Here is a 14,712-nt window from a genome sequence, read left to right on the forward strand (position 1 = left end):
GGGAGCAGCGGCTGCTCCCCCTGCCCCGTACCTGGCTGCTCATCGCCTGTTTTGGCATCATCAACAGCGGCTACGGCATCGTCGTGGCCTGGCTGGCCCCGGCCTACATGGCGGCGGGCTGGAGCGCCCAGCAAGGGGGCGAGCTGGTGGCCTGGCTCGCCCTGGCCCAGACCGCGAGCGGCCTTGGCCTGCCTCTGCTGGCAGCCGGTCGGCTGGACCGCCGCCCCTGGATGGCGCTGGCCATCGCCATGCAGCTGGCGGGCTTTGGCGGCCTCTGGCTCGCTCCCCAGACAGCCCCCCTGCTCTGGTGCTTGCTGTGCGGCGCCGGGCTTGGGGGAAGCTTCTCCCTCATCATGGTGATTGCGCTGGATCACCTGCCCGACCCGCGCCGGGCGGGTGCCCTCTGCGCCCTGATGCAGGGGGTCGGCTTTATGGTGGCGGCTACCGGCCCCTGGGTGGCGGCCCGCCTGCACCATGCAAGCGGTGACTTCGCCGCCGCCTGGCAGTGGCAGCTCGGCGCCCTGGTCCTGATGAGCCTGCTGGTGGTGCGTCTCAACCCGCGCCACTACCCAAGGGCCATGGGCCTGCCCCCGAAGCAGGCCATGGCTGTGCAGACGGCAGGCCACAAGCCTGCCTGATCCGGCGAGCACCGGCCTTGGGGGCCAGAAAGCACAACACCGGCCTTGGCCGGTGTTGTTCATCAGGGTGCGGGAAGGCCTGGCGCTCAGCGCCCCTTCTTCTGGCGCCCGCCCTGCCCTGGCCGCGGTTTGCCCGGGGCGGGTTTGCCCCCCTTGCCGGGCGCGCTTTTACCTGCTGCCCCTTTGCTGGCAACCCCTTTGCCCGCCCCGCCCTTGCCTGCGGGGCTCTTCTTCTCGAAGGCCTCGGGACCCGGCACATTGGGGCGCCCGCCAATCTCGTGATCGTCGCTGCGCCGCGGCTTCTTGCCCTGGGCCGGGGTGCCGGCCGCAGCCGCCTTGGGCTTGGCAACCTGAGCCCCCTTGGCCGGTTTCGCCTCGGAGGAGGAGTCCTCAATCAGCTTGAACAGCTCGATCAGCTCGTCGTCGGTGAGATCGCGCCACTCCCCCACCGGCAGCCCCTTGAGGCTGACGTTCATGATGCGGATGCGCTCGAGCTTGGTCACCTCGAAGCCGAAGTGCTCGCACATGCGGCGGATCTGGCGGTTGAGCCCCTGCACCAGGGTGATGCGAAACACGAAGGGCGCCTCTCGCTTCACCTTGCACTTCTTGGTGACGGTGCCGAGGATGGGCACCCCGGCCGCCATGCCCCGGACGAACTCGTCGGTCACCGGCTTGTCCACGGTCACCAGGTACTCTTTCTCGTGATCGTTGCCCGCCCGCAGGATCTTGTTCACCAGATCCCCGTGGTTGGTGAGGAAGATGAGACCCTGGGAGTCCTTGTCGAGGCGCCCTATGGGGAAGATGCGGGTGCTGTGGTTGACGAAGTCGACGATGTTGTCCTTCTCCCCCGCCTCCGTGGTGCTGACGATGCCCACCGGCTTGTTGAGGGCGATGAAGACCAGGCTGTCGGCTCCGCGCGGCTCGATCACCTGACCGTTGACCTTGACCAGATCCCCGGCAAACACCGGATCCCCCACCCCGGCCCGCTTGCCGTTGATGAAGACGTTGCCCTGCTCGATGAAACGATCGGCCTCACGACGGGAGCAGATGCCGCTCTCGCTGATGTATTTGTTCAGGCGCATGGATTCATCGGCCAGCATGGGTCACCTCCCGGGTCGGATGGGCCTTGAGAATGGCTGGCTGGATCAGCCGCGCTGTGGTCGGGTTCGTCTGCATACAACTCCATGAAATAAGGGCCTGCGCCCTGCATGTTCGGCAAAAAACGCCGCTACAGTAGCACATTGCACGCGCCCGCGCCCGGCCCCGTCGCACCCTGGCTGCTGGCTCACAGGGGGTGCTGCCCCTGATGCAGCAGCAGGCCCCCCATTATCCAGCGTGCGGTGACGCCGCGGCCCTGATTGGGCTGCACCGCGCACTCCCCGCCTCTTTTCACTTCATGGTGCTCACTTCATGGGCCGGGCCCCTGCCGCCGAAGATAGGGTGCGGCCTTCGGCAGATAGCCAGATGATCTAACGCTTGATATTTATCCAGCAAAAATGCATAAAAAGATTTTGGTCATCGCGAATTATCTGCTCTGACCCGCCGACGACGGGAAATGACACCCCCATCGGGGCGCAACAACGGGCCCCTTGAGCCCCGCGAACCCTGAAGACGGGCATGATCCCCTCTCTGGCAGGACGCCACTTTCATCATTCACGACAGGAGTTAAAGATGAGTCATTCCCTCTCCCAGGAGGCCTTCCTGGCCCAGGTCGCCAGCCGCAACCCTCACCAGCCCGAGTTCATCCAGGCCGTGAGCGAGGTGATCGCCTCCATCTGGCCCTATGTGGAGCGCCACCCCCGCTACCTGCAACACGGCCTGCTGGAGCGACTGGTGGAGCCCGAGCGCCTGGTGCAGTTTCGGGTGAGCTGGGTGGATGACCAGGGCCGGGTGCAGGTGAACCGCGGCTACCGGGTGCAGCACAGCTCCGCCATCGGCCCCTTCAAGGGCGGCATGCGCTTCCACCCCTCGGTGGATCTCTCTGTGCTGAAATTCCTCGCCTTCGAGCAGACCTTCAAGAACGCCCTCACCACCCTGCCCATGGGCGGCGGCAAGGGGGGTAGCGATTTCGATCCCAAGGGCAAGAGCGAAGGAGAGGTGATGCGCTTCTGCCAGGCCCTGATGCTGGAGCTCTATCGCCACCTGGGGGCCAACACCGACGTACCGGCGGGCGACATCGGGGTGGGCGGGCGCGAGGTGAGCTACATGGCGGGCATGATGAAGAAGCTCACCAACAGCGCCGAGTGCGTCTTCACCGGCAAGGGACTCTCCTTTGGTGGCAGCCTCATTCGTCCGGAAGCCACCGGCTACGGCCTGCTCTACTTTGTCGACGCCATGCTGGCCCATCGCGGCCAGTCCCTCGATGGCCTGCGGGTCTCGGTGTCAGGCTCGGGCAACGTGGCCCAGTACGCCATCGAGAAGGCGATGGCCCTCGGCGCCCGCGTCATCACCGCCTCCGACTCCGGCGGCACCGTCTATGATCCGGACGGCTTCACCCCCGAGAAGCTGGCCCGCCTGATGGCGCTTAAAAACGAGCAGCGCAAGCGGGTCGCCGATTACGCCCATGAGCTCGGGCTCGAGTTCTTCAGCGGCCGTACCCCCTGGCACCTGGCGACCGACGTCGCCCTCCCCTGCGCCACCCAGAACGAGCTGGATGCCGAAGATGCGGCGCAGCTTATTGCCAACGGCGTGCAGCTGGTGGCCGAGGGGGCCAACATGCCCTCCAGCGCCGCCGCCATCCGCCTCTTCCACGAAGCAAAGGTGCTGTTCGCCCCGGGCAAGGCGGCCAACGCCGGCGGGGTTGCCACCTCGGGCCTCGAGATGAGCCAGAATGCCCAGCGCCTCTCCTGGAGCCGGGAGGAGGTGGACGCTCGCCTCAAGGGGATCATGACCAGCATCCACGCCACCTGTGTCCGTTACGGTCAGGATGCTGACCATGTGAACTACGAGAGCGGCGCCAATATTGCAGGCTTCGTCAAGGTGGCCGACGCCATGCTGGCGCAAGGGGTCTGCTGAGCGCCTTGGCCCGGGGCTTCCCCCTCAACACAACGGCAGCCCTCGGGCTGCCGTTGTGTTTGGTGCCTGGCGCGACTTCACACTCTCTTCACCCAGGCATGAAAGTCTCCCATCCGTTCCATCTCGCTGACGAGGATAACAAGATGACGATGAAAATAGGTGCCCTGCTGATCCTGGCCGGGCTCGGCTGCTTTGTGGCATTCAACCTGCTGGGCTCCACCCTCGATGCCCAGGGCTTCCTGCACGAGCCCTTTGCCCTGCTGCCCCTGGGCTATCTGCTGCTCTTCACCGGCATGGTGCTCACCGTGATCCCTCTGCTGCGCAAGGGGCGCACCAGGGAGCAATGACACAAACCGCAAGGTGCCAGGAACTCAGCAATAGCGGCTGATCTCGATGAGGTTCCGATCCGGGTCCAGGCAATAGACCGATTCGATGGGACCACAGGCACCGCTTTTCATCACAGGCCCCTCCACTATCTCGACTCCTTGGCTCGCCAGTTGGGCCATCACCTGATCCAGGGGCCAGCGGGTGATGAGGCAGAGATCCCCCGCCCCCACCTGCGCCCGGTTGCGCACCTCCTCCCCCAGCAACTGCAAATTGATCTTCTGGTTGCCAAAGCGCAGCGCCCGGCGTCCCGCCCCGAAGGTGATGGGCTCCATCTTGAAAGCGCCGCTGTAAAACGCCACCGCCCGCTCAATGTCGCTGACCGTCAATACCAGATGGTCGATATGACTTATCATGCTTGCTCCCTGTCATGGTGATTGCCGCACCATCATACCCACCCGCCTCAATAGAAACTGTGGCATGGTGCACAGGGGGGCTAACCACTTATTTTGACTAAGGAAATACCTTAACGCACGGCGGCGCACGCCTTGTCACGCTGGGCCAGCAGGGTTTCGTCGTCGCTCTCCATGGCCGCCAGAATGGCCTGATTGCAGGCCCGCTCCGCGAGCTTCTCCGGGCTCTGCTGGGCATCGGCGATCTCCGCGATCATGGGGCGATAGCCGATGGCGGCCGAGCAGTACATGGTGCGGTACTTGGGAAGCTGCCAACTGCTGTCGTCTTGCCGTGTCAGGTCATCGCACAGTTTGCCAAACAGTGCCTGCGCCTTGACTGTGCACTGACTGAAGCGCCGCACATCTTGCTCGTAGGGACGGCAGACACTTTGCTGTTTTATCTGCCAGAGCTGGAAAGAGAAGGGAACCTGCTCTCCCTCATAGGGCACTACCAGCGTTTTTAGCTCGGTGCCATAGATATCCGTCACCTGTTGCTGCACCAGATTGAGATAAGCCGAAAAAAGATAAGAAATTGGATCCATCACCACCTCCCTGTGGTTCGCCCTCTCTATCTTCGCCGCCCATGGCTAGATAGATCTTCAAATGGGCAAAATTAGATAACAGCTTACTGATTTAGCTAAAAAAAATGATACCCTGCCTACTCCCCTTATGCACAAAATTCAAGGTCAGTCACCATGCAGCAATGTGGTATTTATGAACAACTCATCACACAACTGTTGGCATCAAGACTAGATCGATCGCATTTCTACATCGGGGAACGACAACTGGAGTCTGCGGAGGCCTCAGTCTGGTTATCACGATTCCTAACTCGTGTGTTGGAATATGCAGTAGGCTCGGTCACTGGCGATGACCCATTACAACGGCAGATTGAGCTGGCTAACCAGTTATTGCTTTGGCTAAAAGATCGCATACAAGACCCAGACTTTATTGGCGAGAACCTTATCGACAGTCAGGGAAAAATTCTGACGGCGCTCTACCAGTTGGATAACCCCATCTCTGCCAATTTAAAGCAATATGCCGAAGATATTTTTCCTCTGACCGGTCTAACGCAAAGTGAGCTGTTCTGCGGCAGCAATGCGGGTTTGTCGATGGAGTCAGAGATTAAACGGGAAATATTATCGGCAGATAGCATCTGCTGGCTGGTCTCATTTATCAAGTGGGCAGGTATCCGTATTTTCCGTCATGAGCTGGAAGAGTTCACTCGCAGCGGCCGCCAATTAAAAGTAATTACCACCTCTTATATGGGGGCGACCGACGCCAAGGCAGTTGAATTTTTAGCCAGCCTCCCAAATACCGAAGTCAAACTCAGCTATAACACCCAGCGCGAGCGGTTGCATGCCAAGAGCTATCTCTTTTGCCGAAATACCGGCTTTCATACCGGCTATATAGGTTCCTCCAATCTCTCTCACTCTGCCCTCACCAGTGGCTTGGAGTGGAACCTAAAAATCACCTCGCAAGAGATCCCACATATTATCGAGAAATCCCTGAGTACCTTTGAAACCTATTGGGAGTCCGATGATTTTGAGCTATTCGATGGCAAGCTCGAAAGCCGTACAAAATTGCAGCATGCACTGCAAGAGGCCCGTGGGGATGGGGACAGAAATAACCCTGCCTATTTCTTTGATATCACGCCGTTTCCCCATCAACTGGAGATCCTTGAACAATTGGCGATGGAGCGCGCTTTACACCAGCGCTTTCGTAACTTGGTGGTAGCGGCTACCGGTACAGGGAAAACTCTGATCTCCGCCTTTGATTTTGCGCGTTTTTTGAAAACCAAACCCGATGCAAAGTTTCTGTTTGTCGCCCACAAAGAGGAGATCTTGCGCCAAGCATTAGCCTCGTACCGCGGAGTGCTCAAGCAATCCAATTTTGGCGAACTCTTGGTCGGCGGCGCCTTGCCAACCCACTACCGTCAGCTGTTTGCCTCGGTGCAATCCTTGAATAACCAGCTGGCTAATTTACGTCTTAGCCAAGACTATTTCGATTACATTGTCATTGATGAGGTTCACCATATTGCGGCGGCCAGTTATCGCGGTCTGCTCGCCGCCTTTGAACCTCAGATTCTGTTGGGATTAACCGCAACGCCAGAGCGCCATGATGGCGGTGATATTCTTGCAGACTTTTGTGGTGTCATCGCAGCAGAAATCCGCTTGCCCGAGGCCATCAATCGTCGCCATCTCTGTCCATTCCAATATTTTGGTATCGATGATGATACTGACTTGCGCCAAGTGACTTGGAAAAATGGCCGTTATGACATCACTGAGCTCACCAATATCTATACCCACAATCAGCAGCGGGTACAGAAGATAGTCCAGAGCCTCAATGAGATCGTCACCGATATTACCAAGATCAAAGCACTGGCATTTTGTGTGAGCCGTGAACATGCCAACTTTATGTGCAAAGCATTTTTATTGAAGGGCATCAAGGCTGACATCCTCACCAGCGATAACCGAGACGAGCGACATAGTAAGCAACAAGATTTGCGTACCGGTGTTATCAATATTCTCTGCGTGGTGGACATCTTCAACGAAGGGGTTGATATCCCGGAAGTCGATACCTTGCTGTTTTTACGACCAACGGAAAGCCTCACCATCTTCTTGCAGCAATTGGGGCGCGGCCTGCGACTGGCGAGCGATAAAGAGTGCTGCACCGTATTGGACTTTGTTGGGAATGCCTGTGCGGAGTATGACTTTGCCCAGAAATTCCGGGCACTGGTGGGTAAAACCAATAAAGCGATCAGCCACGAGATCAAACAGGGCTTCCCTCACGCCCCCTTGGGCTGCCGTATCGAGCTCTCAAAACAGACCCAAGAGTTAATTCTGAGCAATATCAAAAAGGCGACTCTCAATACATCGCGCCTCATGGGTCTGATCCGCCGTTTCTCACAGGATTGCGATTTACCGCTGACACTGGCGAATTTTCTGAAGTTCTACCCTCATATCAGCCTTGAGGAGATCTACAAGCGCGGCAATTGGAGCGCCTTGGTCAAACAGGCCCACAACCATGCCGTTTCTGAAATGAGCGATGAGAAGCTGTCGACCCTCTACACCCGGGCCATCAAAACCCGGCTATTGGGCTGCGATGCGCTCCATTACTTGAACTTCTTACAAACCTTGGTGGAAAGCGCCTTTACCTTAACGGCTGAACACGATGAGCGGATGGCCTTAATGTGCCATTACGACTTCTGGCAACAAAGCGGCCCCAACGCAGGCTTTAGAACGTTGGCGCACAGCCTGAAACAACTCAATCAACCTGAGTTGAGGGCCGAGCTGGCAGATCTGTTGCCCATGCTGATCAACCGGGTGCAACACGAGCAACTGGCCATGCCTGACCTTCCCGGCAATCCACTGCAACTGCATGCCCGTTATGCCAGAGAGCAGGTACTGGTTGGCTTTGGCGCGACCACCTTCGCGCAGCAACCCACGGCTCGCGAAGGGGTCTATGTCATCGCAGAGCAAAATATCGAGTTGCTGTTCGTGACCTTGAACAAAACGGAGCAGCACTTCTCCCCCACCACCCGTTATCACGACTACGCCATTAATGAGTCGCTGTTCCATTGGCAGAGCCAAAACAGCGCTCGCCCAGAGCGAGGTAAGGGGCTGAGTTACATAAACCACAGAGCAGAAGGTAAGCGTTTGTTTCTGTTCGTTCGTGAGCAGAGCAAAGATGAATTTGGCCGCACCCTTGGCTTTGTGAACTTTGGTGAGGTGGAGTACGTATCCCACAGCGGCAGCCAACCGATGAACATCAAATGGCGCCTAATGACCCCAATGCCGCCTTTTATGTGGAAAGAAGCGGCCAAATTGGCAGTTGGCTGAGCGACCCATCACAACAAGGCCCACCCACGGCGGGCCGCCTTCGTGTGGTCAGCAGGCAATCCGCTCTATGCGGCCACCGCTCAGTTTGAAGAAGGCATCCTGCGGCAGCTCCTGCAGCCAGGTGGTGGTGTAGTCCAGATCCACATAGGCGCCGCGCAGCATGGCGCCAAAGAGACCGTGAGAAACCACGATGGCCTGCTCGGCAATGTGCTCGTCCTCAAGCCATTGCCGGGCCCGGCGCTGAATGCTCTCAAAACTCTCACCATGGGGAGCCCGCAGATACCAGTCCGGCTCCTCCAGATCCAGCTCGGGGTAGGCCGCCAGCAGCTCGGGTACCCGGCGACTCTCCCACTCCCCCATCCCCAGCTCCACCAGCCGCTCGTCCCAGATGATGCGCTCCTGGTCCAAGCCAAGCTGCTGACACACCCGCTCCGCCGTCTGCCGTGCCCGGCCGAGGGGGCTGGCGTAGATCGTCCAGTCGGTGGGCTCGGTCAGGAGCTTGGCCAGACGGGCCCCCATGGCGAGGGCCTGGGCTTCTCCCCTGGGGGTCAGCTCGGAGTTGCAACGCCCCTGCAACCGCAATTCGGCGTTGTAACGGGTCTGGCCATGGCGCAGCAAATAGAGGGTTCGAGACATGGTTTCTCCAGCAGAGTCAACGAGATAAGAAAACAGGGGGAAGATGATAACAGATGTACCGGGTCAACCAAGACCCGGAGGATGCAGGCTTGTGCTGACTCCTTGAGCGCATGGCCTGCGGCTATCGTGAAAGGACGACAGGGGGTGCGCGCCTTTATCGCACAGGCGCCTTGTGCGCATACCACACGCCTTCGCCACGGGCCCGCCAGCGCCGTGGCAAGCGCCCCATGCTCCCCTATCTTGTTGTTCAGACGGAATAAAATGGGGATGTGCCGGTTTATCGGTCACAGGATGGCGGCCAAAGCCAGAAAAGACAGAGTTTTTGCTCTGATCCGGGGGCCATTTTGGTACGTATCTCTGGCTCACGACAGGGACGCCTGGTGTACAATCTGCCACCCGATTTCCCCTGACCCGGCCCAGGCTCAGGCCCTGATGTACCCCAGAGTAAATGAACGTGACCCCAACCCACCCCATGCTCGACAGTTATTACAGCCAGGATCTGGTGTTCTTCTCCATCCTGGTGGCGGTGCTCGCCTCCTACACGGCGCTGACCATGACCAGCCGGGTGAGCCAGAGTCGGGGACGGGCCGCCGTGCTCTGGCTCGCGGGGGGAGCCTTCGCCATGGGGCTCGGCATCTGGTCCATGCATTTTATCGGCATGCTCGCCTTCAACCTGCCCATCGCGCTGGGATACGATCTGACCCTCACCGGTCTCTCCCTGGTGGCGGCCATCGGCTCCTCGGCCTTTGCGCTCTGGCTGGTGAGTCGTCCCCAGCTCCCCTGGCACCAGATCCTGTTCGGGGCCGTGCTGATGGGGGCCGGCATCGCCACCATGCACTACATCGGCATGGCGGCCATGAAGATAGCGCCCGGCATCCACTACCTGCCTGGGCTTTTCATCCTCTCCATCCTTATCGCGGTATTCGCCTCGGGTGCCGCGCTCTGGATAGCGTTTCGCCTGCGCAACAGCTCGCCCCGCGCCTTCTTCAGCAAGGCCCTCGCCTCCCTGGTGATGGGGGCGGCCATCATCGGCATGCACTACACCGGCATGGCGGCGGCCCAGTTCCCCGCAGAGAGCCTGTGCGGGGCCCTCTACACCGGTCTCAATACCCAGTGGCTGGCAACCGTGGTCATCATAGTGACCCTGGCGGTGTTCGCCATCGCCTTCGTACTCTCCATGCTGGATGCCCACGCCGCCAGGCTCTCCACCTCCCTGCATCAGGCCCACGACGAGCTGCTAAAGCTGGCGCTCCATGACAGCCTGACCCGGCTGCCGAACCGGCTGCTGTTTGCCGACCGGCTGGAGCAGCGCATCCAGGAGTGTCAGCACAGCCAGCGCAGCTTCTCCCTGCTGTTTCTCGATCTCGACGGCTTCAAGATCATCAACGATGCCCACGGCCACCACACCGGGGATCTGCTGCTGGCCGAGGTGGCCCAGCGCATCACCGGCCTGCTCGGAGCCAGCGACACCGCCTCGCGCTTTGGCGGGGACGAGTTCGTGCTGGCACTGGCGCCGGGGGATGTGAGCCAGACCACGGCCTTTGCCGAGCGGCTGCTGACCACCCTGGCCCAGCCCTATGAGTGGGAGCACCACAGCCTGCACATCACCGCCAGTATCGGCATTGCCGTCTATCCCCAGGATGGCACCAGCCTGCACGAGCTGACCCTCAACGCCGATGCCGCCATGTATTACGCCAAGGAGCAGGGGCGCAACGACTACTACTACTTCGACAGCGCCATGAACGCCAACGCCCACCAGCAGTTCCTGCTGCACAAGGAGCTGCAACACGCCCTGGAGCGGGGGGAGCTGGCCCTGCACTACCAGCCCAAATACTGTGCCCGCAGCGGCCAGGTGGTCGGCGCCGAGGCCCTGCTGCGCTGGCAGCACCCGGAGCATGGTGCCGTCTCGCCGGCCAGCTTCCTGCCGCTGGCGGAGAAGAGCCGGCTCATCATCCCCATCGGCAACTGGGTCATCGACGAGGCGTGCCGCCAGATGAGCGCCTGGCGGGCGGCGGGTCATCACGACTGGAGCGTGGCGGTCAATCTCTCCACTATCCAGCTCGCCAGCCCCGGGTTGCTGGAGGAGGTGCAGGGCGCCCTCGCCCGCCATCGGCTCGAGGCCCGTCACCTGACCCTGGAGATCACCGAATCCACCGCCATGCAGAAGGCCGAGGAGAGCCTCGCCATCCTCAACCGTCTGGCCGAGCTCGGCCTTGGCATCTCCATCGACGACTTCGGCACCGGCTACTCCAGCCTGCTCTACCTCAAGCGCTTCCCCGCCAACGAGCTCAAGATTGACCGGGGCTTTGTCACCACCCTGGAGCGGGGAGGCGACGATGCCACCATCATCGCCGCCATCATAGCCCTGGGTCAGGCCCTGGAGATGCGCATCGTGGCAGAGGGGGTGGAAACCCCGGAGCAGCGGGACCTGCTCACCGAGCTGGGCTGCGACACCTTGCAGGGCTACCTGCTCGGACGCCCCATGACCGGGGAGCAACTGCTTGTCCACTGCGCTCCCGAGACTCCCCAGCGGGTGCTGGAAGGTGTGCTTGCCTGACAAGCAGGTGAGGCGCTGCGCCCATGTCGCCAGGGTCATCACCAGCCCGATTGCGTCCCTTCACGACTCAAGGTAGTCTGCTGCAAGACTCGAATGCTCCTTTATCTTGCCGGGCGCATCGAGCGCCCCCCATGGCAGATCACCCGTTCAGAGGAGCCACATCCATGGCCAGATACCAGTTCTTCAGCGTCCCCGCCTCCCGCCGTCAGCAATATACCTATGTCGACATGGCCTCCCCCACCTTCCTCACGGAGAAGGAGGCGCTGCTGACGCAAGGGTTCGAGGTGGAAGAGGATTTCATCGACGCGGCCACTCCCCGCGAGGCGGTGGAGAAGTACAGATCCGGTTTTCTCTACGTAGCGGACGAGATAGGCAAGTCAGACGAGGCCTATGCGGCGGCAACGGCCTTGCTGGAGATGGGCAATAAGATCCTGGGCCGCAAGGCGGGCTGAGCAAGGCGGGCCGCCGGGACGATACCCCCGATGGCCCGCAGGCAGTCAGCGTTGGGGGTGCTGGCGGAGCATCTCCACCAGCTCCTCTTCACTGCCGGGTTCATGGGCAAGCTGCAGGCTGGGGGCGGCGCCCCCCATCAGCATATAAACGTGAGTGCTGCAGTGATCGTAGTGATACCACTTACCGTCGATACAGACGTCGGTATAGCATCTCGGGTCCCTCTTGAGTTCCATACGCACATCCTTATGTGTCATTCACCAACATCACTCTTGACCGTAAAATAAGCGGCCCGAGTCCCCCTTGACCTGGATCAAGGGTGGTGACGGGCAGAAGCGGGCAGTGGCCGGATCTGGCCGGGGCGGGATGCCGCCAGCCTGGATGACAGAGCCCGCCAACCGGCCCCAGCCAGGCAACAGCACAACAAAAACGGCGCCCGAAGGCGCCGTTTTTCATGTCCGTCATTTGACCGACGGGGAACAAGCCGCTGGCTTATTCGTCTTCCAGGTAGGCGTAGCCTTGCAGACCCAGCTCCAGCTCGTCGAGCAGGGCCTTGCGGGTCTCGTCGTCCAGCGCCGGGTGGGAGACGATGCGCTGGTAGTTCTCGCGGATCACGGACGGGTCGATGTTGACGTAACGCAGCAGCTGGTCGACGGTGTCGCCACGCACCACGTTGCGGATGTCCATCTTGCCTTCTTCATCCAGCCACACTTCCGCGCAGTGGGTGTCACCGAACAGGTTGTGCAGATCCCCCAGGATCTCCTGATAGGCACCCACCAGGAAGAAGCCGACATGGCACTCTTCGTGCTCCCCGTAGACCGGCATCGGCAGGGTGCTTTCCACCCCCAGACCGTCGACGTAGTGCTCCACCTGACCGTCGGAGTCGCAGGTGATGTCCATCAGGATGCCGCGGCGGGTGAGCGGACGCTCGAGGCCGGCCAGCGGCATCACCGGGAACACCTGACCGATACCCCAGGCATCCGGCAGGGACTGGAACAGGGAGAAGTTGGCAAAGCACTTGTCCGCCAGTTTCTCGGAGAGTTCGTCGGCCAGGGCGCGGTGGTTGCGGTTGACTGGGTTCAGCAGCTCCTTGAGCGCCAGACAGGTGTTTTGGTGCAGCATCTCGGCCCAGGCACGTTGCTCCAGGTTCAAGAGGCCCATGGTGTACTGGGCGTTGACGTCACCGAGATCCGCCACGGAGTCGTGGAAGATCTCCAGCAGGGAGGGATCTTCCCCGCGCAGGTCCAGCCAGCCTTTCCACATGTTCTGCAAAATGGTGGGCGCGTCTTCGTCCGGGGCGCTGATGTCGTTCACCTCCACCCCTTCGGCACCAATGATGTTGGTGACCAGCACGGCGTGGTGTGCAGTCAGGGCACGGCCGGACTCGCTGATGATGGTCGGGTGCGGCAGGTCGAACTCGCGGCAGACATCGCCGATGCCCCAGACCACGTTGTTGGCGTACTCGGAGAGGCTGTAGTTCGCGGAGCAGTGGCTCTGGGAACGGGTGCCCTCGTAGTCCACACCCAGGCCGCCGCCCACGTCCACCACCTCGACCTTGGCGCCAAGACGGCACAGCTCGGCGTAGAAGCGGCCGCACTCGCGGATGCCGCCCTGGATGTCGCGGATGTTGGCGATCTGGGAGCCCAGGTGGAAGTGCAGCAGTTGCAGGCAGTCCAGCTTGCCGAGGCTGCGCAGACGCTCCACCAGCGCCAGGATCTGGGAGGCGGAGAGACCGAACTTGGACATGGAACCGCCGCTCGATTCCCACATGCCGGAGCCGGTGGACGCCAGACGGGCGCGCACCCCGATGTTGGGCTTGATGTTGAGACGAGCTGACTCGTCGAGCACCATTTCCAGCTCGGAGGGCTTCTCCACCACGATGTAGACCTTGTGGCCCATCAGGTTGCCCAGGAGGGCGTGGCGGATGTATTCGCGGTCCTTGTAACCGTTGCAGACGATCACGGACCCTTGCTCATGATGATGGGACAGCACGGCCAGCAACTCGGGCTTGGAGCCCGCTTCCAGCCCAAGCCGGGGCTTGTCGCTGTAGGACTGACTGATGGTCTCGATGACGCGGCGCTGCTGGTTTACCTTGATCGGGTAAACGCACAGGTAATCCCCTTCATAGCCTGACTTTTCGATGGCCTGACCGAAGGCGTTGAACAGCGCATCGACCCGGCTCTTGAGGATGTCGGGGAAACGCAGCAACACCGGCGTGGTCAGCCCGGACTGGCGCAGTTGCTCGATGGCCTCGGACAGCACGATCTGAGCCTCGGGGCGAGACTTGTCGGGAGAGACGGTCACATGACCGGCGTCATTGATATTGAAAAAACCCGCACCCCAGTAGGGAACGTTGTAGACCTTCAAGGAGTCCTTGCTGGACCAGTTAGTCATGGGCTATGCCTCGCAAATGAGCGGCCGTGGGCCGCCTTCGTTACCCTCAATCACATCCAGACCATTGATTGCAAAATGCGGCAAGCCAGAGCGGCCTGCTGACGTTGGACCCGCAACGGAGCATGCTCCGCCACATCCTGTTCATTGCACATCGCGGCAAGCCAAGGCTGCCTGGTGGATCTTGGGAAGTAACGAGTCTTGATGTGGGGCTGGTGGCTTTACATCAAGCTCAACGGTATGCGGTAACACCTTGCCGGCGTACCGCGGTACTTTGATGACAATCGGCATCAGCCACGCCGTTTGTTCATCATTCGGCAGCCATCCCGACGGACAGGAGAGGGTTTCAAGGAAGAGAAGGGAAGACGTCAGCACGCATCGTGTTGATGGACGACAACCACTACGACCCG

At 60.7% G+C, this 14,712-nt stretch carries 11 protein-coding genes and 1 pseudogene; 6 read left to right on the forward strand and 6 right to left on the reverse strand.

Going from position 1 to position 14,712, the window contains the following annotated elements; genetic code table 11:
- Positions 1-638: pseudogene (locus AB5Y89_RS05540) on the forward strand (MFS transporter); the annotation flags it as partial.
- A gap of 86 nt (positions 639-724) precedes the next feature.
- On the opposite strand, the gene rluF reads toward AB5Y89_RS05540, so the two are convergent.
- Positions 725-1,738 (reverse strand): 23S rRNA pseudouridine(2604) synthase RluF, encoded by a 1,014-nt coding sequence (rluF, locus tag AB5Y89_RS05545; protein WP_368223059.1) that lies wholly within the window; start codon positions 1,736-1,738, stop codon positions 725-727.
- A gap of 571 nt (positions 1,739-2,309) precedes the next feature.
- On the opposite strand from rluF, the gene gdhA reads away from it, so the two are divergent.
- Positions 2,310-3,653, forward strand: a complete 1,344-nt coding sequence (gene gdhA, locus AB5Y89_RS05550) for an NADP-specific glutamate dehydrogenase (RefSeq protein WP_263309522.1) — start codon at positions 2,310-2,312, stop codon at positions 3,651-3,653.
- A gap of 143 nt (positions 3,654-3,796) precedes the next feature.
- Positions 3,797-4,000 carry a DUF3955 domain-containing protein gene (locus AB5Y89_RS05555; protein ID WP_043156523.1) on the forward strand — a complete coding sequence of 68 codons (204 nt, stop codon included), beginning with the start codon at positions 3,797-3,799 and terminating at the stop codon, positions 3,998-4,000.
- A gap of 24 nt (positions 4,001-4,024) precedes the next feature.
- Here the strand turns inward: AB5Y89_RS05555 and AB5Y89_RS05560 are convergent, their stop codons facing one another.
- Positions 4,025-4,393 carry a VOC family protein gene (locus tag AB5Y89_RS05560; RefSeq protein WP_368223061.1) on the reverse strand — a complete coding sequence of 123 codons (369 nt, stop codon included), beginning with the start codon at positions 4,391-4,393 and terminating at the stop codon, positions 4,025-4,027.
- A 110-nt stretch (positions 4,394-4,503) separates the two neighbouring features.
- Positions 4,504-4,971: a hypothetical protein gene (locus tag AB5Y89_RS05565; protein WP_069784868.1), complete on the reverse strand. Its 468-nt coding sequence runs from the start codon at positions 4,969-4,971 to the stop codon at positions 4,504-4,506.
- A gap of 153 nt (positions 4,972-5,124) precedes the next feature.
- Here AB5Y89_RS05565 and AB5Y89_RS05570 point away from each other — a divergent pair, with 153 nt between their 5' ends.
- Positions 5,125-8,268: a DUF3427 domain-containing protein gene (locus AB5Y89_RS05570; RefSeq protein WP_368223062.1), complete on the forward strand. Its 3,144-nt coding sequence runs from the start codon at positions 5,125-5,127 to the stop codon at positions 8,266-8,268.
- A 48-nt stretch (positions 8,269-8,316) separates the two neighbouring features.
- On the opposite strand, the gene AB5Y89_RS05575 is transcribed toward AB5Y89_RS05570, so the two are convergent.
- A complete protein-coding gene (locus AB5Y89_RS05575; protein WP_052814946.1) occupies positions 8,317-8,904 on the reverse strand; it encodes a histidine phosphatase family protein in 588 nt (195 codons plus the stop codon).
- Between the two features lie 448 nt (positions 8,905-9,352).
- On the opposite strand from AB5Y89_RS05575, the gene AB5Y89_RS05580 reads away from it, so the two are divergent.
- Both AB5Y89_RS05580 and AB5Y89_RS05585 read left to right on the forward strand, forming a co-directional pair.
- On the forward strand, positions 9,353-11,461 hold the full coding sequence (locus tag AB5Y89_RS05580) for a putative bifunctional diguanylate cyclase/phosphodiesterase (RefSeq protein WP_368223065.1): 2,109 nt from the start codon (positions 9,353-9,355) through the stop codon (positions 11,459-11,461).
- 164 nt (positions 11,462-11,625) lie between these two features.
- On the forward strand, positions 11,626-11,913 hold the full coding sequence (locus AB5Y89_RS05585) for a hypothetical protein (RefSeq protein ID WP_049636330.1): 288 nt from the start codon (positions 11,626-11,628) through the stop codon (positions 11,911-11,913).
- 45 nt (positions 11,914-11,958) lie between these two features.
- Here the strand turns inward: AB5Y89_RS05585 and AB5Y89_RS05590 are convergent, their stop codons facing one another.
- Entirely contained in the window at positions 11,959-12,147 is a 189-nt protein-coding gene (locus AB5Y89_RS05590) for a hypothetical protein (RefSeq protein WP_010674183.1), read from the reverse strand.
- 256 nt (positions 12,148-12,403) lie between these two features.
- Positions 12,404-14,305: a biosynthetic arginine decarboxylase gene (gene speA / locus AB5Y89_RS05595; RefSeq protein ID WP_042882536.1), complete on the reverse strand. Its 1,902-nt coding sequence runs from the start codon at positions 14,303-14,305 to the stop codon at positions 12,404-12,406.
- Between the last annotated feature and the right edge of the window lie 407 nt (positions 14,306-14,712).

The sequence above is a fragment of the Aeromonas sp. s4 genome, from assembly GCF_040907855.1.
Taxonomy (GTDB): Bacteria; Pseudomonadota; Gammaproteobacteria; order Enterobacterales; family Aeromonadaceae; genus Aeromonas; species Aeromonas caviae.